Here is a 21,130-nt window from a genome sequence, read left to right as displayed (position 1 = left end):
TGACAACTTTTAATTGCATGGTACTTTCGACTAAATTCGCAATATGAAAAATATATTGGTTTTATTTTCTCACCCTAAGTTTGAAAAATCTAGGGCGAATGCCATTTTAGTCGATAAGATTAAAGATAAAGAGGGGGTAACGTTTCACGACTTATATGAACGCTACCCCGACTTTAATATAGATGTAGAGGCCGAAAAAGCGCTGATGAGTGCACACGATATAATTATCTTCCATCACCCATTTTATTGGTACAGTTGCCCACCTTTAATGAAGCAATGGATAGATGTGGTCTTGGAATTCGGATGGGCCTACGGGCCAAATGGCACGGCCCTACAGTCTAAAAAATGCTTGAACGTTATTACTACCGGAGGCAGCAGGGAACTTTACTGCTCACAAGGAAGCAACAGTTATTCGGTAACCGAGTTCTTGCGACCTTTTGAACAAACGGCTAATTTGTGCGGTATGCAGTATCTTCCACCTTTTGCCGTTATGGGCACACATAAAATAGAAATTGAAGAGTTACACACCTATGCCGAGCAATACGATAGCTTATTGGATGTATTGCAACAAAATCTAAAGCGGACCGATGTTCGAGGCTTTTCCTTTATAAACGATATTCCCCAATTACAAACAACAGATAAGATATGACAGGAAGTATTCTTTTTGAAGCCATAGTCTTTTTATTGGGCGCTATTATTTGTGTTTCTATCGCCAAACGACTGGGACTTAGTTCGGTATTAGGCTATTTGTTGGCCGGGGTATTGATCGGTCCCTATGTATTGGGATTTATTGGGAACGAAGGCGATGACATTCTTCACTTTGCCGAATTTGGCGTAGTGATGATGTTGTTCTTGATCGGTCTGGAAATTGAACCCAAGAATTTCTGGAAAATGCGAAAAACCATAGTCGGTATGGGAGGGCTTCAGGTAGCGGCCACCATGCTGCTTTCTTATTTTCTTTTTATTCTATTTGGATTCGATAAAACCGTGGCCTTGACATTGGCAATGGCCACGGCCTTGTCCTCCACCGCCATTGCCCTACAGACCATAAAGGAAAAAGGCCTGCTGAATACCAATTTCGGACAATCTTCATTTTCCATATTGTTGTTCCAGGATATTATCGTGATTTTCATGCTCGGGGCCTTACCCTTGTTGGCCAATACGGATGAACCCGCGATTGAACACGGTAATGAACACGCCAATCTGCTTCAAAACCTCCCTCTGGGCCTACAGACCCTCGCGATTTTGGTATCGGTAGTAGTCATTGTGGTGGCGGGAAAGTACCTTATAGTACCTATGTTGCGAAAAGTAGCCAAGACAGGTGTTAGGGAATTATTGATTGCCGCCGCCCTGCTTATCGTCTTCGGTATTTCCTTTTTAATGGAACTGGTCGGCTTGAGTCCTGCCCTAGGGGCCTTCCTTGGTGGAGTAGTCTTGTCGAACAGTGAATTCAAACACGAATTGGAAAGCACCCTCGAACCTTTTAAAAACCTGCTCTTAGGACTGTTCTTTATGGCCGTAGGCGCTTCCATTAATTTTATCGTGATTGCGAACAGCCCATTGACCGTTGGGGGCATTTTACTCGCCGTTATAGTGCTAAAAGCATTGGTGCTCTTTATTACGGGCTCGGTATTCAAATTAAAATTGAACCAGAAATTACTGTTGACTTTCGGACTCGCTCAAATAGGAGAGTTCGCCTTTGTTCTGCTATCCTTCGCATTTCAATTGAACATTTTGGAACAGGACCAAATGGATATGATGTTGGTGGTTACGGCATTGACCATGACCTTTACCCCGATCATTGGTATGGTAAACGAACGTCTGCTGTTACCGCGTTTGGGCACCAAGGAATCCATCAAAAGGCCTATGGACCACATTGCCAAATCGCAAAAAGTAATTTTAGTAGGGTTCGGACATTTTGGAAGCACTGTGGGTCGATTTCTGCGTACCCATGGCGTAGAGGCCACTATCTTGGACCACGACTCCAATCGTGTCGATTTTTTGCGTAAAATGGGTTTTGAGGTCTATTACGGCGATGCCACTAGAACCGACCTACTTGAATCTGCCGGTATAGCCGAGGCCAATATTCTAATTTGTGCCATGGACAACCCCGATGTCATCAAACAATTGGCCAAGACGGTAAAGGACAAATATCCACAGGTAAAAATCATGGTCCGCGCTAAAAACAGATACGTAGCCTACGAGTTTCTAAATATGGAAATAGATCATATTTATAGGGAGTCGCTTGAAACTTCCCTAAAATTGGCAAGTGAGGTCCTTAGTCAAATGGGCTTTAGAAAATACACCTTACAACGCCAAGCCCAGAACTTTATCAAATATGACGAAGATAGCCTGAGGCGTCTGGCCAAAGAAGGTCAAATAGGCGACGATAATTATATTTTCAAGGCGCGGAAAGAACTCGAACAACAAGAAAAATTATTGGAACAGGACTTTAAACGTGGGATTGTCGAGTTCGATAGCCACTGGGATAGTGAACAGATCAGGGTCGCCCTGGAAAACCCAGATACATAATTTTTTTCACATGAAGGTAACCGAAGGCTTCTTAGCCTATGTTTTAGACCAATTGGCCCAATGGGAAGGCGTCTACACCAAAAGAATGTTCGGTGGTGTGGGCTTATTTTACGAAGGCCTCATGTTCGGCCTGGTCTATAACAATACCGTGGCCCTTAAAGTAGCCCCTAGCAACCAGTCAAAATATATAGCGGCGGGAGAAGCTCCCATTACCATATTTAAAACCAACACCCCATTACCCTCGTACTACACCGTACCCGGTTCGATCTTCGAAAATGCAAACGATTTTGTGTCTTGGGCCAAAGAATCATACCAGATACAGGTTCAAAAACTCTGAAATTCCCAAAAAGGATATAGGTACTGGAATTAAATATTTATCAGGTAATTCTTCTTGAACATCTTTTCGTACAGATCTAGGCTGAACATGTACAGTTGGGCAGGTCTTTTAGAAACCCCAACCTGCTTTTCGTCTAGGGCTATGATGTATTTTTTCTTAATTAGCTTCCTTCTGAAATTTCTATTATCGATTTCTATCCCCAATATCGATTGGTAGAGGTCCTGAACCTCGTTAATGGTAAACTTATCGGGGAGGAGCTTAAATATAATAGGCTCCGACAGGCATTTTGTCTTAAGGTCTTCGTAAGCCTCCAATATGATTTTTTCGTGATCAAATCCGAGTTGGGGCAAATCGTTGACAGGAAACCACTTGGCCTGGTATTTATTGTTCTTTAGGTCAACATCGTCCGTTTTCAACAAAAAGTAATACGCAATGGTAATGGTTCTTGAATGGAATCCTTCATTCTGAATCCAGACAAGGTCTTTCTCGTTCGTTAATCGATCTGGGTTTCCAAAGGCCTTAAACTGCTTTTTGTACTGGTCGGTCAAACCAGTCAATTCCTTTAAAACCCTAGTTGCCGTTTCATCAAGGGTTTCATTTTGATACACGTGATAGCCCGTCAGCACATAATCGTTTACCAAAACCTCTTCGTTCCGTTCCAAAAATCGTTTGATCAATAAAACATTTAAGGATTTGGTGTTTATATCATATCCGAAAACCACACAATCAACGGATATATTCAATATTTTTTCGGGTTCCATAAGTATGTCCAATTACGAAAATAGGTATTTACAATATTTGGGGTGAATATAAGAAAATTAAGCATAAACGTACTTCATACGTTATAAAACAACATCTATTCGTTTTTCCAAATACGCATAAAAAAACCTCCTAACACGCTGAAATAACAATGTTTTACAAGTTTTTTTTGACAAAACATTAGGATGTTATAAATCTATTTATTTACATTTGAAAAATTAAACGTACAAATGACGTTTGTTTATTTCAGAGCATTTAAAAACTGTGATCTTGAAAAAAACCAAAAACCCCATACAGAAGTATCGCACGGATCTACCTTCTAAAAAACAAAGAGGCTGTTTTCAGGATTTATGTTTGTATAGCTGTTTTGTTTTTGGAGTGCTGAATACAACTTCCGCACAGGAAGAAATAAGGGAAGTCGAATACAAACCCTTCCATATCGGGGCGCATTTAAAAAATATGCATACCTGGCATGGCTCCGTGGTTCATCCGGGTGCCGTACTGGCGAGCCACATCGAGTACAACTCCGAAAACACAAAATTTACTTTCGGTTTATGGGGAGGGGCCAGTTTTTCAACGGTCGATGTAATCCATACCGATACGGAAGAAAATGTGCCCGCCTATTACAAGGAGGCTTCGATTTATTCAAAGTATCGCTTTTCCGATTCGTTTTTTGTTAAAGCGGTATCGCACAACAACTATACGGAAGTAGAGGAGAGGGGCGATGACCCGCACTATTGGGGGTATGGCAAAACCCAAGGTTACAATTTCGTAGACCTAAGCTTGGGGTACCATCCGATTCCGGACGCCTTATTCTATTTTGCGACCATTATCAACGGGGGCTCCGGAGATTACGAACTGCAGAACGAAGGAACCCTAAAAAATTCGTGGACCCACTATTTTGAAGTTAGCGGTAAGGTGTGGGAAAACAAAAATTCCTCTTTATCCCTTTTTGCCGGTGGGGCATGGTCCTTCCTTACCAACAAGACATTTTACACTACAAATTCGGGCAATATCATAAACGTAGGGGCTACCTTTACTAGAACACTTGCCTTTGGTACGTATGCGCTGCCCATTGAAGTAATGGCCATGTGGAATCCTGAAAAGGAACTAACCGTTTTACAATTAGACATTATGACCCTATAGCTATCAGAAAACTTTACGCAACGAAAACTTAAATCCAAATGAAACTCAACAAACATCTGCCCATAAAACACCTGCTAAGGTTATTTGTGGCATCTAGCATTTTACTCAATGCCCTGGCTTGCGCCGAACCCATTGAAAAGTCCGATAACACCCCAAAGGGTGAATTGAACGAAGATGGACTGATAGAAAGTGCCATCGATCTTTCGGGAAAAACCATTGGCTATTGCAGTCCTACTTTAAATGCGCCTTACTATCAGGCCCTCTTAAAGAGCATTCAAGAAACCACGGAAAAAAACGGAATGACCTTTTTGTCCGCCGACGGGCAAGACGATATCAGCAAACAGGTATCGGCCGTGGAAGATTTGATTACAAAGGGGGTAGACGCCTTGCTCTTGAACCCTAAAGACCCCGATGCCTTGGTAGGGGTCACCAAATTGGCGAAGGCCGCCGGCATCCCCGTTTTTATAATAGATAGCTCAATCGACCCTTCCGCCGAATATGTGACCACGATCCAGTCCAATAATTTGGCGAACGGTGCCCTAGCGGGAGAGTGGTTGGCCAAAAAATTCGGGAGTAAAAAAATGAACATTGCCCTACTTAGCGGCAACGCCGGAAATCCGGTAGGAAGAACGCGAAAACAAGGACTCTTACAAGGTATAGCCGAAGAACAGCTAAGAAGTTTGGGCTACATCGATTTAAACGTTAAAACCCAAATGTATACGGAATGGTCTTATGCAGGAGGGCTAAAGGCCATGGAAGATATTTTGGTGGCCCACCCAGACATCAATGTGGTTATTACCGAGTCAGATGTTTGTGTACTCGGTGCTATAAAAGCCATTGCCCAGGCAGGAAAAACAGATGACATCCTAATTGTTGCCGGTGCCGACGGACAAAAAGAGGCCATTAAGTACATCATGGATACCGACTTCTATGGCTGTACCGCTATGAACAGTCCTGTTCAAATAGGAAAAAACGCCGTCACTTATGCGATCCAATACATGAACGGTAAGCGTGACTTTTCTAAAACATCGTTTACCGCCCCTTTGCTTATCACCAAAGAAAACGCTGCACAGTATTACAATCCAGATGCGTTGTTTTAACCCCTTATAATGGCCGATATGCAAAATACACAAAGCGAGTATAGACTTGAAATGACCGGAATATCCAAAAGTTTCGGAATCGTTTCAGTGCTGAAGGACGTGAATTTAAGGGTAAAGCATGGTGAAATCCATGCCTTACTTGGCGAAAACGGAGCGGGGAAATCCACTTTGATGAAAATATTAAGCGGGGTACACCAAAGGGATACCGGTCGCGTATTGCTCAATGGCGAGGAAATACATCCTAAAAACACCCATGAAGGCCGGGTCATGGGTATTAGCGTGGTCTATCAAGAACTATCGTTGATCAACGACCTCTCCGTTGCGGAAAACATATACCTGCATAAGCTGGGGGCCAGTAAATTTTGGATGAACTGGAAGGAAATAACCAAGGATGCCCAAGAATTGATTAACTCCTTAGGTTTTGATATCGATGCCTCGGCCACGGTAAGAAACTTGAGTATTGTACAAAAACAAGTGGTAGAGATCGCCAAGGCAATTTCAGAAGACACCAAGGTTTTGGTTTTAGATGAGCCCACCACGGTATTTGATCCCACCGACACCCAAAAGCTCTTTGACAATTTGTTCAAGCTTAGGGAGCGGGGCATTTCCATCATTTACATTTCGCATCACCTTGAAGAGATTTTTAAAATAGCCGACACCGTAACCGTGCTTAAGGATGGTGTAGATACGGGAAGTATGCCCGTTTCCGAAACCGATGCCGATGCCGTAATTCGATTGATGATCGGTAGGGAATTAAAAGATATGTTCCCGCCAAGGGACATAAGGGTAGGGGACGAAGCCATTTTTGAGGTCAAGGGTTTGACGGCGAAAAACACCCTAGTACACAATGTTTCCTTTTCCGTAAAGCCTGGAGAAGTACTAGGTATTGCAGGACTAGGGGGAAGCGGAAGGACAGAAACCGCAAAATTGATCTTCGGAGCGGACAAAAAGAAATCCGGAAGCATCTTTTTGAACGGAAAGGAAATTCAAACCAAATCCCCTGCCGATGCGGTCAAACAAGAAATAGGCCTAGTCTGTGAAGACAGAAAGGAAGAGGGCGTGTTCTTACCGCTTTCCATCCGAAAGAACATCAGTGTGACCAATTTTAAGTCCATTTCAAACCGGTTCGGCTTTATCAATGTCGAAAAAGAATACGCCAAGGTTCAGGAGTTAATAGAAAAACTCAACATCAAAACGCCTAATTCTGGGGTACCGGTCGAAAACCTAAGTGGGGGAAACCAACAAAAAGTGGCCTTGGCCAAGTGGCTGAGTATAGACAGCAAGGTTATCATCATAGATGAGCCTACCCGAGGCGTCGATGTTGGTGCGAAAGTAGAAATCTACAACCTGATCAACGAAGTGGCCAAAAGAGGCGTCGGCGTTGTGGTCATCTCATCGGATATGCCCGAAATAATGGGTATTGCCGATAGAATTTTGGTGATGTACAAAGGAACGATCTATGGGGAACTGCCCAAAGAGAAATTTTCCGAAGAAAACATACTTCGTTACGCAATTGGAAAACCACTAAAAAATTAACTCAAAAAACTTAAACGATGGCTTTAACTTTAAAACAACAACTGAGCAGCCCGGGCGGTGTGCTTAAGTTCTTAATAAAATACAACACCATATTCATCTTCTTGTTGTTGGTGCTGTTTTCCGCGATTATTTCAGATGTGTTCTTTACCTCGGTGAACCTAAGTAACCTTTTAAAGCAGGTATCGGGTATCGGCATTATAAGTATCGGCATGTTGATCGTCATCTTGACCGGCGGAATAGATTTGTCCGTAGGTTCCATGGTGGCCCTATTGGCGGTGACGTTTGCCATTCTCGTTAATATTTTCGCCCTGCCCTTGGCCATTCTTATTACCATAGCCATCGGATTTGGCCTGGGCAGTGTTTCCGGCTATTTGGTGGCTTATCAAAAAATGGCGCCCTTTATCGCAACCTTGGCTTTAATGACCGTAGCACGGGGAATGGGCTTTATTTACTCTAAAGGCTCTCCCGTAACTTTCAAGACCTATGGCGGTTTGTTTATGTCGGATTTTGCCAATAATTCCTTTTTGGGCATACCCAATATTGCCATCGTGTTCTTTATAATCGTGATTTTGGCCATGGTCATGCTCCGTCACAATGTTTTTGGAAGAATCGTCATTGCCATAGGAAGCAACGAGGAAGCCTCGCGACTCTCGGGAATCAAGGTAAATAAGTACAAATTTTTGGTCTATGCCATTTCCGGGGCCTTGGCGGCCATTTCGGCCATCATAGTAGCTTCGAGAACCAATCTAGGCTCACCCAATATGGGCATGGCCTGGGAACTGGATGCCATTGCGGCCGTAGTAATTGGCGGCGCCAGTTTAAATGGCGGTAGGGGTACGGCCATCAATACCTTGATGGGGGTATTGATCTTAGGCTTGATCAGTAACATCCTAAATCTTTTAAACGTGCCTTCATATCCACAGCAAGTCGTAAAAGGAGGGATTATCATTTTCGCCGTATTGCTTCAACGATTTGAGAATAAATAAACAAAGACCTTCCATGAAAAATTATAAATTAAACAGTAGTAATCTTTCCCACATTTCAGAAAGCGTTTCAATTCCACAATACAACCGATCTAAGCTTAAAACGGGCATCGTACACGTGGGTATCGGTGGGTTTCACCGGGCGCATGAAGCTTTTTATACCGATCAACTACTACATGACGAATCCGTCACGGATTGGGGGATATGCGGCATAGCCCTTTTGGATTTCGACGCTAAGATCTACAATACCCTAAAAGAACAGGACGGCTTGTATACCCTGATCGTCAAGGAACTGGACGGCACCCACACCCCACAGGTCATCGGCTCCATCGTTGAATATTTGTTCGCTCCGGAAGCCCCCTTAAAGGTTATTGAAAAAATGGCTAGTGCCGATGTAAAAATTATCACCTTGACCATTACCGAAGGGGGGTATAACTATAACGAGGCCACGAAGGACTTCGACTTTGACAACCCCTTGATCCAGCACGACCTAAAACATCCCAACAAGCCTAAGACCATTTTTGGTTACCTCACCCAAGCTTTAAAGCTTAGAAAGGATAGAGGTCTCAAAGGATGCACCATTCAATCTTGTGACAACATTCAGGGAAATGGCCATATGTCCAAAAGAATGTTACTCAGTTATGTTTCCATCGCAGCACCTGATTTGGTGGCATGGATAGAAAGCCATGTGTCTTTTCCAAATGCCATGGTCGACAGAATAACCCCGGCGACCTCAAAAGCCGATATTATAAACTTAAGGGAAACTACCGGTGTTGAAGATGCCTGGCCCGTAGTATGTGAACCTTTTAAACAATGGGTCATAGAAGATAATTTTATTGAGGGAAGGCCGGCATGGGAAACCGTAGGGGCGCAATTTGTAAGCAATGTCGAACCTTACGAAAAAATGAAACTGAGCCTTCTGAACGCCGGGCATTCCGTACTGGGCATTCTAGGTGCGCTACTAGGGTATGACACCATAGATGAAGCGGTGAACAACCCGAACGTAAGAAGCTTTTTAAACCACTATATGGATGTCGAAGTGAGTCCCGTTTTAGGCGATTTGGAAGGCATCGATTTAAATGACTACAAGCAATCCTTGTTGGAAAGGTTTGGAAATATCAATATAAAGGATCAAATCGATAGAATCTGCTCTGAAAGTTCCGCCAAGATACCTATATTTATTTTACCTACCGTAAATGCCCAATTAGCGGAAAACGGCCCCGTAAAGCTCGCTGCCTTTGTCATTGCGGCTTGGGCAATCTATAGCTTGGGGAAAGATGAACAAGGCCATACCTTGAATATCAAGGACGCCATGGCTTCCTTGCTAAGTGAAAAAGCCACGGCCGCGATAGAAAACCCGAAAGCCTTTTTGGAAATAGAATCGGTATTCGGAAAACTTAAAAATGATTCAAACTTTGTAGTGGCATACACCCAGGCCTATAAAAACATCATAGACCAAGGTGTGGAAAAATGTGTGATCGCTATAAACTATAACCATGAGAACAACAATTAAATGAAAAATATAGTCTGTTTTGGCGAAGTTTTATGGGATGTTTTTCCCACACACGAAAAAATAGGGGGAGCCCCCTTGAACGTAGCGTTACGCTTGCATTCCTTAGATAACCAGGTGTCGATCATCAGTAGGATAGGTGAGGACAAAAAAGGCAAGGAGATAGAGAAAAGTATCATAGAAAAAGGGATCAACACCGAAAACTTACAAGTAGATCGAGAATTGAACACCGGAATAGTACAGGTAACCTTGTCCCAAAACGGTTCCGCTTCCTATGACATTGCATTTCCCAGGGCTTGGGACCATATCCAAATAGATGACAGGGCGATAAAAGCGACCCAAAAGGCCGATGCCTTTATTTATGGGAGTTTAGTAGCTCGTGACGAAGGATCTAAACATACACTTTACGAGTTATTAAAATTAGCAAAGTATAAGATTTTTGATGTAAACCTCAGGGCACCCTATTATAACATGGAAGTTCTGGGCCACTTGATGAAAGAGGCCGATTTTATTAAATTCAACGACGATGAGATTTTGGAAATCGGTCAAGAACTCGGCTCCAAATCAAATTCTTTGGAAGGGAACATTAGTTTTATAGCAGAACTTACCGATACAAAATCTATCTGTGTAACACGTGGGGCGCATGGAGCTATTTTGTACTACGGGGATAACTTTTACGAGAATAAGGGCTACCCCATAGAAGTTGTGGATACCGTAGGGGCCGGCGATTCTTTTTTGGCATCATTGACCAATGGCTTAATAAAAGCGGAAGACCCACAAAAGACCATAGATTTCGCCTGTGCCATAGGAGCTATGGTAGCCGGTAGGGAAGGGGCCAATCCGATATTTACCCCGAAAGAAATACAAGCCTTTATCAAAAGTCGCCAATAAATCACGGCATAACTTCTTAAAAACACAAAAGCAACTGCCCGTAGTAAGGGACAGCTGCTTTTTTTTTACACCTATTTACGCAATCAGTTACACGAAGTAATACCGCCTAGATTTTGGCTACATACTTTAGGGGTATTATACTTTACGTTTAAAACGTAGTTATTAGGAAAACCCTGAACACTGGAGGTGCTCACATTGACGTTATAATTGCCAAGGCTGTTATCCCTTTTCGTGTTATCGATGGTAACTCCCAAGGAAGGTCCATTATACTCAAAACCACCTGGACCTGGCCGACAAACCTTAGAACGTTCCGAGCAGGGTAAATAGGCTAAAAATGCCTGTTTAAGTTTAGCACCGGTCCTCCTATAGGTCACCTTAACATTGCTTACCTTAGAAGTGGCGAATTTCCCAGGTTTGATACCGCTAACCGCAGGATTGGAGTGGTTGTACGCCGCTTCGTTAAATTCGTTCGCTATACGTGCGGCCCATGTTCGCCCGTTATTACGTCGATAAACGACTTCTACCGACCCGGCACCTAGAATACCTTCAATATAGTTCTTGAAAGCGTCGGCACTTGCCCTGTTTTCCTTATCAAAAATCTCTATAAAACCGTGCTCAACACGTACGGCATATGCACAACCGATGGCAGTTACGTCATCTATGGTCACTTTACCGTTTTCCATAAAATGGGGAGAGAACATTACCGGGGTCAAGCCATTGGTATTCTTGATCTTTGTGGCGAAAATATCCCTTACCCCTCCTTTTTTAGCGGTTTTCATAGCAAGGTTATCGGTTTCCAAACGCAAGGTCACCCCTCCCGTGCAACTTAGGTTGTTAAACATTATATTATCGGCCGCGTACGCCTGTATGAGTCCATATCCCGTATGGGCATTTGTCTGATTTATATTCTGAATAATGCCCTTATGGGGCCAAGCATTGCCTGCTTTACCGGTAAAGCTGACCAATATCGAGGCAAAGACGGTTTTTTCATCCTTGATCGTAAAATCTGATAGCTTAAAGTTGGTTACGTTACCAACATCGGCTACAATCTGGTTTTTAGAACTGTTTCCTCTTAAGTCCACTATAAACTTACCGCCTTTACCACTAACGCTGGCGTTTTCAATTTTCTCTCCCGTTTTGCTGGCAAAATCAAAGATTCTGTGGTTTTTGGCGGAAGCCAATCCCTTGCTCGGATAGATTACCGTTCCCTTTTCTATTTCAAGATGGACATTAGATCGCATTCTAATTTTGGTCAAATAGTACTTCCCCTTAGGAAGGGTCAATATACCACCGGTATCGGATAAATCTTTGATGGCAAGGTTTAGTTTGCTGCTATCATCGTTTTGATCACGGTGGTTCACACCGTAATCCGTGACCAAGTTTTTTTTATGGGCGCGCACATTCGGACCCGGTGGGGTGTAAAATGAAGAGGCAGCAGCCCTCAATTCAGTAGGAACTTCCGATATTTCGGAGGTTTCGTTTTCCGTTACTTCTTTGGTGCATCCTATCGCCATAATGGCAATTAACGCTAAATAAACAGGTTTAAATTGTAATTTCATTGTAAGAATTTAAGGTTAATAATTCCGCAATCTATAGAGTATTTTCTTACTTATATAGAAGTTAATTAATACACTTATGCATTATTTTACCTTTAACATCCCTTTCCGATAGGGGTCAATTCCAAGTAACACTCCTATACCGTTCCTCCTCTTTCTCATAAACTTCTGATAACAAACATATTAGAATTCACAAGCCCCAAAAATTTAAGAGGTTAATAAAATGTAAGTCAAAAAAGAAGAAATGCTTTATTAAACTAGAATTATACCAAAACCATAGTAACCCACTATATTTAAGACACATACACAAAGGGAGGGAAAAGTGGTTTTCACAAAAAAACTTACTTAACAAGAATGGAATAGTAAAACCCAAAAAATCAAGGGATACCATTTCAAAAATTTTAGACAGGTCGATAGGCTGAAGTGAACTTGCAGAAAACCTATATTTTACAAACCAACATAGAGATAATGTAGAGTCATTTTCTGCGCTTGTCAAGTTTTTTGTGAGTCCTGTTTTTGCAATAAAAACCTTACAAATTTTAGTTTTGCAGGATGAACCTATAAAATTCACCCCCATGAACTTAACTAAAATGGCTGTTTTCACAGCAAGTCTATTTTGTCTCGCCTGTAAGAACGATATAGACACCGAACTGGAAAAAGAATCCATACCGGAATCTGAAATTCAAAAGTCGGAAGGAAAACTGCCGAACGAAGAAGAATTGACCCCGACCGACCCCGATGAAGAAACGGACAAGGAAGAAACTATTACTACGGACGTGGCCTATGATTTTACCGGAAAAACCCCACCTCCGGCACCCCAAGGCATGAAATGGGTAAAAATATCACAACTTTCCGATGAGTTCAACGATGGTTTCGACACTACCAAATGGACCAAATCGCTTTGGAACTATGGTGTACCCGTACAAATGAAGGCTGAAAACTCCGGGGTTAGCGAGGGTAAACTATGGATCAAAGCCACCTTGGGCAACGACCCCGAGCGTTGGTTCGAAACCTCTCGCGTTAAGTCGAAGGCCCAAATCAATTACCCCATGTATACCGTAAGCCGTATTAAAGGGGCCCATATTTCGGCTTATAACACCTTTTGGTTGAACAACGGGAATATTTCCAACCGTAATGAAATTGACGTTATAGAAAATAACTCCAACCCTTCATGTAACTGTCAGCCCGATTTCCCTTGGCAAATGAACTCGCAATATTTTCACGTAATCAATGATGATACCAAGCGTAATAAGGGCAATTTTGACAATCGAGAACTCTCCGATGCCAACCCCCTTAAGGGTGTAGCTTGGAACGAGGAATACCACACCTTTGGCGTTTGGTGGAAAGACGCCACGCACATTCAGTTTTATTTAGATGGCGAACCGGCCGGAAGCGTGGTTTCGGCGCGTGATTTTACCCGTGAGCTAAATATCATATGGGACCTATGGACGGTTGATGCCGATTGGCTAGGGGGACTTGCTAAAAAGGAACACCTGTCGAACAACAATATCAACACCATGAAAATAGACTGGATACACACCTATCAATTGGTAGAGGAATAACTATTCATAATAGTGAGTTGTTTAGTTGAATAGGGCAATAACAATACGTTTTTGCCTTATTTTTTTTACCAACCGTCCAATACACACTGCATGGTATAGGGTTCGGTCTTCGATAGGGGAAGGTCTTGAAGCTCATCGCCCAAGTAATTGCCTTCGGCCATACCCGTAACATTGTTAAAACGGTAAGACCAGCAGTACCTGAGGTTGGGATGCGCTTCGGAGTAGGTCACTAAATTATCGACCAATATCGCATTGTCAAAATCGGTAAACGACATAAAATAACCGTAGAATTTATTGCGCCTTACATCGGCATCCGAACTTTTGTACATATACATTCCACAGCTGTTACAAACATTGTCATGAACATAGGTCGCACGGTTATGCCCTTTGTCCCCGCCACCTGAATACTGTATATAGCCCAAGCGGCCATTGACCGAGCCATCGACCATGGTAATGGTATTTCGGGCTATGATATTATGCGTTTTGTGCCAGCTTACAATGGGGCCGTCTACATAGGTGCTTCCTTCCCCTTGCTCCATAACGTTATCCAATATATAGACATTTTTGCCACTTGTATTTACAATATCACCTCCCGTATTATGATGGAAATAGTTGTTTTGGATCAAGATATCTTCATCTACACGGCCGGCACCTTCAATATCGATACCAAATTGCGGGCTCGTTCCCTTTATATGATGAATTTCATTGTCGCTAATCGTAACGCGTGTACCGCCCACAATAGAAATTCCCTGCCTTCTGTTATTATAAATATCATTGTTGGTAAATGTAACATCGGTAGCCTCCAATACTAGGGAACCGTCGCCTGTGGTATTTCTGATAATCATATGATCTACAAGAACAATATTACTGTCGTTCCAAACACAAATACCGTGGCCCTCGTCATGAGCAGTATTTCCGTCGCTCTCCCGTGGGGTAAAAACATGGGTATCCCGGTCTCCTTGAACAATACCGTCCCTGATTATTATATTATCGCCATCTAAACTAATTACACAATAGTTCCACTTGTCATTGGTATCGATTTCCAAAATGGCACCTTCACTAAATACGAACTCCGTGTTCCCATGAATTTCAATTCCGCCTTGGTATATATCGTTTTTCTCTTCCCCGACCAGATAGTGGCCTTTAGGCAAGATTACGCGACCATATCCTTCGTCGTGTGCCCAATCGATAGCGGCCTGCAGATTTGCCGTGGTTTTAAGGGGGGCGGTTCCGTCATTTGGAATATCCCACTGCTCCAAGTCTATCGTATATTCCTTGGTGTCGGCAATACGCGGCAATTCAACTTTGAATGTTAGCTTGGGCAGGCCTTGGTCGTCTAAATCCTCGGAATCGGCCCCATAATTGGAAGTCGCTCCTCCTAGGTCTAGAACATCTTTTTTACATCCGGCCAGTGAAAGTACCACGAAAAGCAGCAGGTAAGTTGTCAGGTTTCTCATGTATATAGAAAATAGCGGTTTACACCAATGGAAACTCCTTTTTAAAATGAATAGTATGTATATTTTCCATTTTTCGATGGATCGCACCTTATGAAGGGGGCATCCTAAGCCGTTGAAAACTGCCTGATCAGGAGACATCCCGCGAAAGCAAATTCCAACTACATCAAAACATTTACTATATTGTAATGCAGCTGAAGTGTTTGGCCTTAATGGGATTTTATTTTCGGAAGGATAAAACAGTTGGCCGAACAACATCGGAATATGATAAAAAGAATAAGCCTGATCCTTATATGTTTTACCTTGGGTAACCTGTTCGCACAAAGTGATAGTACCGAGATACGCCCCCGAACAAACCTGGTCAAAAAAAGTATTTTACCCCTATCGCTTCTTACTACCGGTATCCTCTTATCCGATAGCGGATGGGAGCAAAGCCTGAACACCACCATCGTTGATGGGGTAGGTAACGACTTTCGCACGCATATTGACGATTTTTCGAGATATGCCCCCGTAGCTACACTGGTTATTGCGAACGTAGCCGGCGTCAAGGCGAGGCACCACTGGTTCGACCAGGCCAAAAACCTGGCCGTTTCCATGATTTTGACCGATGTGTTCACCAGGGCCATAAAAAATTCGGTGTACAAACTCAGACCCGATGGTTCCAACGAAAATGCCTTTCCTTCCGGACATACCTCCATCTCCTTTGCCTCAGGTGCGGCAGTCTACGAAGAATACAAAGACACCAATCGATACCTGGCCTATAGTGGCTATGGATTTGCTAGCCTTACGGGAGGTTTACGATTGGCCAATAACAAACATTACCTATCGGATGTATTGGCCGGGGCGGGAATTGGTATTCTAGTAACCCGACTCGTTTATCATTTTGATTATCTCTTTCAATGGAATCCCTTTTTAAAATGGAAAAAGGTAAGCCTTATTCCTCGTTATACTGATAGGACACTAGGACTCTATTTCTCCAAATCCTTTTAAGCTTGAAGCTAGCAAAAGCGGACCCAAATTCTTGGCTATTTCAAAAAAATAGTTGCATATTGCAATTAATCAAATTTAAAAGTCATCAAAACGGAACAGTTCAACTCCTCCTCGCGACTCATAAGTGCCACAGAACGCCTTCTATCGGCGCATTTACAACGCGCCTTTCAGGAAAACGGCGTTGGAATCACCATTGAACAATGGCGGATTTTATTCTATTTATGGAAAGAGGATGGTATCAACCAACAGGAGCTGGCCAAACGGTCAAAGAAAGAAAAAAGTACCATGACCCGCCAGCTGGATACTTTGGAAAAAAAAGGATTGCTCATAAGACGCTGCCTCGATGAGGACAAGCGCAACAAACAAATATTTTTGACAAAACAAGGAAAGGCCCTTGAAAACAAGGCCTTAAGCATTGCCAATACGATAACGGAACTATCTGAAAATGGTATCGCCCCCGATGAATTGGCACAGTTTAAACAGGTTTTGCACAAAATTATAGAGAACTTAGAATAGATGTTTATAGACAACGATCAAATAGAGAAGCTTTTACCCATGTCGGAGTGTATTGAGGTTATGCAGGCATTATTTCTCTTAAATGCCGAAACGGATATCGTCAATCCGCTTCGCTCGACCATGCCCTTACATAATGACAGCCGTGGAGTTATGGGCGTGATGCCCGCCTACATACGCCCGTATGAGGTTATGGGAATCAAAGTGTTGAGTATTTTTCCCGATAACTATAAAAAGGGACTCAGTTCGCACCAAGGGATTATCCATCTCTACGAAACGCGTACGGGACAGTTAATGACAAGTTTGGATGCCGATGGTATTACGGGAATCAGAACAGCGGCCGTAAGCGCTTTGGCCACAAAGCACTTGGCAATTCCTAATGCCAAGGCTTTATGTATTCTTGGTAGTGGGGTACAGGCAAGAAAGCATATTGAGGCCATGCTTGAAATCCGCGATATCGAAAAGATTACCCTATGGAGCCTGAACAAGAGTAGTGCGGAACGACTTGCCGGCGATATGGAGCAATACGAGGGAATTGATTTTAAGGTCTGCGACACCGTAAGGGAAGCGGCCATGGACGCCGATATTATCTGTACGGTTACCGCCGCTAAGAAACCTATATTGGAAAACGCCTACCTAAAACCCCATGTTCACATTAATGCCGTAGGGGCCTGTACGGCAACCACCAGGGAACTTGCCTCAGAAATCATCAATACCTCTGATGTGTATGTAGATAACCGGGTTTCTGCGGCCAATGAGGCAGGGGAACTGTTGCTTCCGGCCAAGGAAAACGGTCATGATGCCCTTGACTTCGTAAAAGCCGATATATCGGAACTATTGAAAGATTCCAGCCGGTACGATGCATCCAGAAAAACGGTGTTCAAGTCACTGGGTATCGCTTCTGAGGACTTGGCTGCGGGACTCCTTTGCTATACAAAATTGAAGGGATAATCCCTACAGCACAAATAGTTGCATTTAACAACTAATAATATGATTGAAACTTACCTGAACTTCGTAAAAAACTATCCGCTGCTTTCCAGTGCGGTACAGATCGGTATTCTCGGTACGATAGGTGAACTGATCGCCGTTCGCATCCGAATGAAACAATGGTACATTTTTGGCCCCGGTCCGGGGCGACTGCTCTTAAAAGTGTTGGTATGGGCCTTTCTTGGCATTACTTTTAAATATGCCTTTACTGGCTTCTTCGCCTATGTTGATACCATCATCGAAAAAGGATGGTGGTTTCAAATTACCAAGGGCAGTTTCTTTTATGCCCTGTCGGTCTCTTTCTTTGCCAACATCATCTACGGTCCGGTATTCGTAACCTTCCATAGGTTTACCGATAACAAAATAGAGGGGAAGGAGATGGATTGGAACAGCCTTCAAAAAGCGTGGTGGTCGCTGGTTTGGTTTTGGATTCCGGCCATGACCACCGTTTTCATATTGCCCAAGCACCTACAGATCGGACTCCTTTCCTTATGGAATATCGCCTTGGGCATCATGCTAGGTTATTTTGCCGTAAAATCTCAAAACAGCACCAAATGACATCAAAACGCAGAACTTTTATAAAGCATCTCGGGGCCACTGTAGCCGGTATGACGGTACTGCCCCTTAGCGCAAGCCCATCCGCCGACCCTAAGCAAAACTACCTTCCCATAAAAGAAGGAAAAGAACGCAAGGCCTATTCGGTCAAGGCGAGGCGATTGATCAAAGAAACGGCATGTATAGATATGCTCAGCACCTTTGGCGACGACTACCATAAGCGAGATGGGAAATCGTTGACCACTCTTTGGCAAAGTGTTCCCGCTTCGTTTACCCATGAAGATTACCAATTTGTACGCGATGCGGGCGTAACTGTTTTTGGCTGGGGCAATATGATTCCTACCTATGACGATATGCTCAAGTTCATGGCGATCCAAAACGGTATTATCGCGTCAAATCCACACTATTTTGAACGTATCGACACCAAGTCAAAACTAGAAAAGCTTTCCTCTTCAAATAAAATAGGCCTACTGATCACCAATCAAGAAAGCAGCCATTTTAGGTCGGTCGACGATGTAGACCTCTTCTATGGTCTGGGCCAACGTGTATCGCAATTGACCTATAACGGAAAAAACAGATTAGGCTATGGCGCTTTTGAAGATAGCGACAGTGGTATTTCCTCTTTTGGAAAACAAATCGTCCGTCGAATGAACCAAGTGGGAATGGGGGTAGACCTATCGCATTGTGGTGACAAGACGACCCTTGGCGGTATCGAGGCTTGTGAAGGGGTCCCGGCCCTTATCACCCATGCTTCATGCCGCGCCCTTGCCAAGGGACTGGCCAGGGCAAAAACCGACGAAGCTATAAAGGCCATGGCCAAAACAGGCGGGGTTATAGGCATCCCCATCTTACGTTTTATGATAAGCGAAAAGGAACCGGTCTACATAGAGCATTTCTTGAACCATATCGACCATGTGGCACAGCTCGTAGGTATAGAACATGTAGGTATAGGTAGCGACCAAGCCCTCTATACGGAAGATTACGGTGACCTACAATTGCGAAAGGACACTTTGAACAATGCGCCGACCAAATATCAATGCCACACCAATGAAAACTACCTGTTGACCATTGAAAAATTGAACCACCCCTTTCGAATCTATGACATTGCCGAAGGGCTTATTAAAAAAGGCTATAAAGACGAACATATAAAAATGGTTTTGGGCGATAATTTTAAACGTGCGCTCACCCAAATATTCAAACATTAAACCTTAGTACAACTACAATGAGAAAAACAGTCTCCTTATTCGCCTTCCTCGTTCTATCGACAATAGCCTATTCCCAAAACCCGGCTACAGCCGACACTTCAGAGGTTTCGTATGTGGTTTTAAAAAATGCGACCCTTATCGATGCCGTTTCCGACACCGGCAAAAAAGGCAGCTTACTTATCAAGGGTGAACGCATAGAAGCCCTATCGTACGATCGCCCCATAACACCCCCAAAGGGAGCTGTGGTGTATGACCTAGAAGGCAAGTACATCATTCCCGGTTTGATCGATGCCCACGTTCACATCACCCACGGAACGCTAAAAGAAGCCCAAGACCAATTGCAAAAGGCCCTTAAAGCGGGTATAACCGGGGTACGCGACATGGGGGGCGATGGACGAATGCTCACCCTATTACAAAAGAATACGAAAATAGGGGAGGACATGGGCCCCGACGTATTCTTTTCGACCATAATCGCAGGCCCTGAATTCTTTGCAAAAGACCCACGTCCCCAAGATGTGGCCAAAGGGGCCATTGCCGGGCAGGTTCCTTGGGTAAAGGCCATAACCGACACCACCGATTTAAGGCAAGTGATTGCCGAAGCCAAAGGCCTAGGGGCTACGGCAATCAAAGTATACCTGAATATAGACAAGCATCTATTTAAAAAAGTAGCTGCAGAAGCCAAGCGACAACACTTAAAGGTGTGGGCACATGGGGTAGTCCCTCCTACAAAACCATTGGACATCACGAAGGGAGGAGCCAACGTAATGTCACACGCAGGATCGCTTATACAATATCAAATGGCCAAAGGACCGATCAAAGGCCGACATGATTTTGAATCGCGCGAAAAGGCTGCGGAATGGAAAGCCAAGTTAGATGCCGTTAAATGGGACGAAAACACTCCGGAAGTGGTTCAACTTTTCGAGGCCATGAAAAAGAACCATAGCATATTGGATGCCACGCTCTTTGTCTATTATTACTTCAAGGAGGACCTGAAAAACATGGAGGAAGATGCTTTACGCCAAGTCGATGCTTTCCGTGCGGTTACCATAGCCTACGACATGGGCGTAAAAATAGGGGCAGGATCCGACCATATGATCTCGGAAGATGGCACCCTAAACCTACATACCGAACTCAAACTCTTGACCACGGCGGGACTCTCGAACATAGACGCCTTAAGGGCGGCCACAATCGTCAATGCCGAAGGTTTGGGAGAGGAAAAACAGATCGGCACCATAGAAAGCGGAAAACTCGCCAATCTCGTCATTCTTAATACAGATCCCCTAGAAAACATTGAAAACACCCTAGACATCAAATACGTTGTCAAAAGGGGAGTGATAATTCCCTGAAACCATAACCTAGCGACAATCAAGGGGACCTTAATCGGTCCCTTTTTTTTTCAATTGCACGGGCCGATCGGCCCTAAATTCCACTTCCTTCAAATGGGTTACCGGTTCTCTATTGCCATTCACTGAAAAGAACCGCCTATTCACTGAATCTTGAAAATAGGAGTCCTA

19 protein-coding genes are annotated in these 21,130 nt (G+C 43.6%); 16 read left to right on the top strand and 3 right to left on the bottom strand.

The window, feature by feature from the left end:
• Positions 1-43 precede the first annotated feature (43 nt).
• The 3 genes from kefF to BW980_RS11605 are packed head-to-tail and all read left to right on the top strand — an operon-like array spanning position 44 to position 2,869.
• A complete protein-coding gene (kefF, locus tag BW980_RS11615) occupies positions 44-649 on the top strand; it encodes a glutathione-regulated potassium-efflux system oxidoreductase KefF (RefSeq protein ID WP_076455372.1) in 606 nt (201 codons plus the stop codon).
• A complete protein-coding gene (locus tag BW980_RS11610) occupies positions 646-2,532 on the top strand; it encodes a monovalent cation:proton antiporter-2 (CPA2) family protein (protein WP_076455371.1) in 1,887 nt (628 codons plus the stop codon). Before kefF ends, BW980_RS11610 begins: the two co-directional genes overlap by 4 nt.
• Positions 2,533-2,542: 10 nt before the next feature.
• Positions 2,543-2,869 (top strand): TfoX/Sxy family protein, encoded by a 327-nt coding sequence (locus BW980_RS11605; protein ID WP_076455370.1) that lies wholly within the window; start codon positions 2,543-2,545, stop codon positions 2,867-2,869.
• Between the two features lie 29 nt (positions 2,870-2,898).
• Here the strand turns inward: BW980_RS11605 and BW980_RS11600 are convergent, their stop codons facing one another.
• Entirely contained in the window at positions 2,899-3,630 is a 732-nt protein-coding gene (locus BW980_RS11600) for an NUDIX hydrolase (RefSeq protein WP_076455369.1), read from the bottom strand.
• A 268-nt stretch (positions 3,631-3,898) separates the two neighbouring features.
• Here BW980_RS11600 and BW980_RS11595 point away from each other — a divergent pair, with 268 nt between their 5' ends.
• The 6 genes from BW980_RS11595 to BW980_RS11570 are packed head-to-tail and all read left to right on the top strand — an operon-like array spanning position 3,899 to position 10,794.
• Positions 3,899-4,774, top strand: coding sequence for a hypothetical protein (locus tag BW980_RS11595; RefSeq protein WP_139327664.1), 876 nt, complete (start codon positions 3,899-3,901; stop codon positions 4,772-4,774).
• Positions 4,775-4,812: 38 nt separating this feature from the next.
• Positions 4,813-5,874 carry a substrate-binding domain-containing protein gene (locus BW980_RS11590; protein WP_076455367.1) on the top strand — a complete coding sequence of 354 codons (1,062 nt, stop codon included), beginning with the start codon at positions 4,813-4,815 and terminating at the stop codon, positions 5,872-5,874.
• Between the two features lie 18 nt (positions 5,875-5,892).
• Positions 5,893-7,410 (top strand): sugar ABC transporter ATP-binding protein, encoded by a 1,518-nt coding sequence (locus tag BW980_RS11585; RefSeq protein WP_076455586.1) that lies wholly within the window; start codon positions 5,893-5,895, stop codon positions 7,408-7,410.
• Positions 7,411-7,427: 17 nt separating this feature from the next.
• Positions 7,428-8,396 carry an ABC transporter permease gene (locus BW980_RS11580; protein ID WP_013995585.1) on the top strand — a complete coding sequence of 323 codons (969 nt, stop codon included), beginning with the start codon at positions 7,428-7,430 and terminating at the stop codon, positions 8,394-8,396.
• A gap of 13 nt (positions 8,397-8,409) precedes the next feature.
• Positions 8,410-9,906 (top strand): mannitol dehydrogenase family protein, encoded by a 1,497-nt coding sequence (locus BW980_RS11575; protein WP_076455366.1) that lies wholly within the window; start codon positions 8,410-8,412, stop codon positions 9,904-9,906.
• The gene (locus BW980_RS11570) at positions 9,907-10,794 is read left to right on the top strand and encodes a carbohydrate kinase family protein (RefSeq protein WP_076455365.1); all 888 of its coding nucleotides are present in this window, start codon (positions 9,907-9,909) and stop codon (positions 10,792-10,794) included.
• 83 nt (positions 10,795-10,877) lie between these two features.
• On the opposite strand, the gene BW980_RS11565 is transcribed toward BW980_RS11570, so the two are convergent.
• Positions 10,878-12,353: a glycoside hydrolase family protein gene (locus BW980_RS11565; protein ID WP_076455364.1), complete on the bottom strand. Its 1,476-nt coding sequence runs from the start codon at positions 12,351-12,353 to the stop codon at positions 10,878-10,880.
• A gap of 572 nt (positions 12,354-12,925) precedes the next feature.
• On the opposite strand from BW980_RS11565, the gene BW980_RS11555 reads away from it, so the two are divergent.
• A complete protein-coding gene (locus BW980_RS11555) occupies positions 12,926-13,912 on the top strand; it encodes a LamG domain-containing protein (protein ID WP_076455362.1) in 987 nt (328 codons plus the stop codon).
• Positions 13,913-13,977: 65 nt separating this feature from the next.
• On the opposite strand, the gene BW980_RS11550 is transcribed toward BW980_RS11555, so the two are convergent.
• Positions 13,978-15,369: a right-handed parallel beta-helix repeat-containing protein gene (locus BW980_RS11550; protein WP_076455361.1), complete on the bottom strand. Its 1,392-nt coding sequence runs from the start codon at positions 15,367-15,369 to the stop codon at positions 13,978-13,980.
• 261 nt (positions 15,370-15,630) lie between these two features.
• Here BW980_RS11550 and BW980_RS11545 point away from each other — a divergent pair, with 261 nt between their 5' ends.
• The 6 genes from BW980_RS11545 (at position 15,631) to BW980_RS11520 (ending at position 20,962) form a co-directional block, all read left to right on the top strand.
• Positions 15,631-16,356: a phosphatase PAP2 family protein gene (locus BW980_RS11545; protein ID WP_076455585.1), complete on the top strand. Its 726-nt coding sequence runs from the start codon at positions 15,631-15,633 to the stop codon at positions 16,354-16,356.
• 84 nt (positions 16,357-16,440) lie between these two features.
• Positions 16,441-16,872 carry a MarR family winged helix-turn-helix transcriptional regulator gene (locus BW980_RS22830; RefSeq protein ID WP_083690460.1) on the top strand — a complete coding sequence of 144 codons (432 nt, stop codon included), beginning with the start codon at positions 16,441-16,443 and terminating at the stop codon, positions 16,870-16,872.
• Positions 16,873-17,820 carry an ornithine cyclodeaminase family protein gene (locus tag BW980_RS11535; RefSeq protein ID WP_076455359.1) on the top strand — a complete coding sequence of 316 codons (948 nt, stop codon included), beginning with the start codon at positions 16,873-16,875 and terminating at the stop codon, positions 17,818-17,820.
• 39 nt (positions 17,821-17,859) lie between these two features.
• Complete coding sequence (locus BW980_RS11530) at positions 17,860-18,414, top strand: hypothetical protein (protein ID WP_076455358.1); 555 nt, start codon at positions 17,860-17,862, stop codon at positions 18,412-18,414.
• Positions 18,411-19,616, top strand: coding sequence for a dipeptidase (locus BW980_RS11525; RefSeq protein ID WP_076455357.1), 1,206 nt, complete (start codon positions 18,411-18,413; stop codon positions 19,614-19,616). Before BW980_RS11530 ends, BW980_RS11525 begins: the two co-directional genes overlap by 4 nt.
• A gap of 17 nt (positions 19,617-19,633) precedes the next feature.
• Positions 19,634-20,962 (top strand): amidohydrolase family protein, encoded by a 1,329-nt coding sequence (locus BW980_RS11520; RefSeq protein WP_076455356.1) that lies wholly within the window; start codon positions 19,634-19,636, stop codon positions 20,960-20,962.
• Positions 20,963-21,130 lie beyond the last annotated feature (168 nt).

It is taken from the genome of Zobellia uliginosa (assembly GCF_900156625.1).
Taxonomy (GTDB): domain Bacteria; phylum Bacteroidota; class Bacteroidia; order Flavobacteriales; family Flavobacteriaceae; genus Zobellia; species Zobellia uliginosa.
The sequence above is the reverse complement of the archived record's forward strand: the minus strand, read 5'-3'. Positions and strand labels throughout refer to the sequence as shown.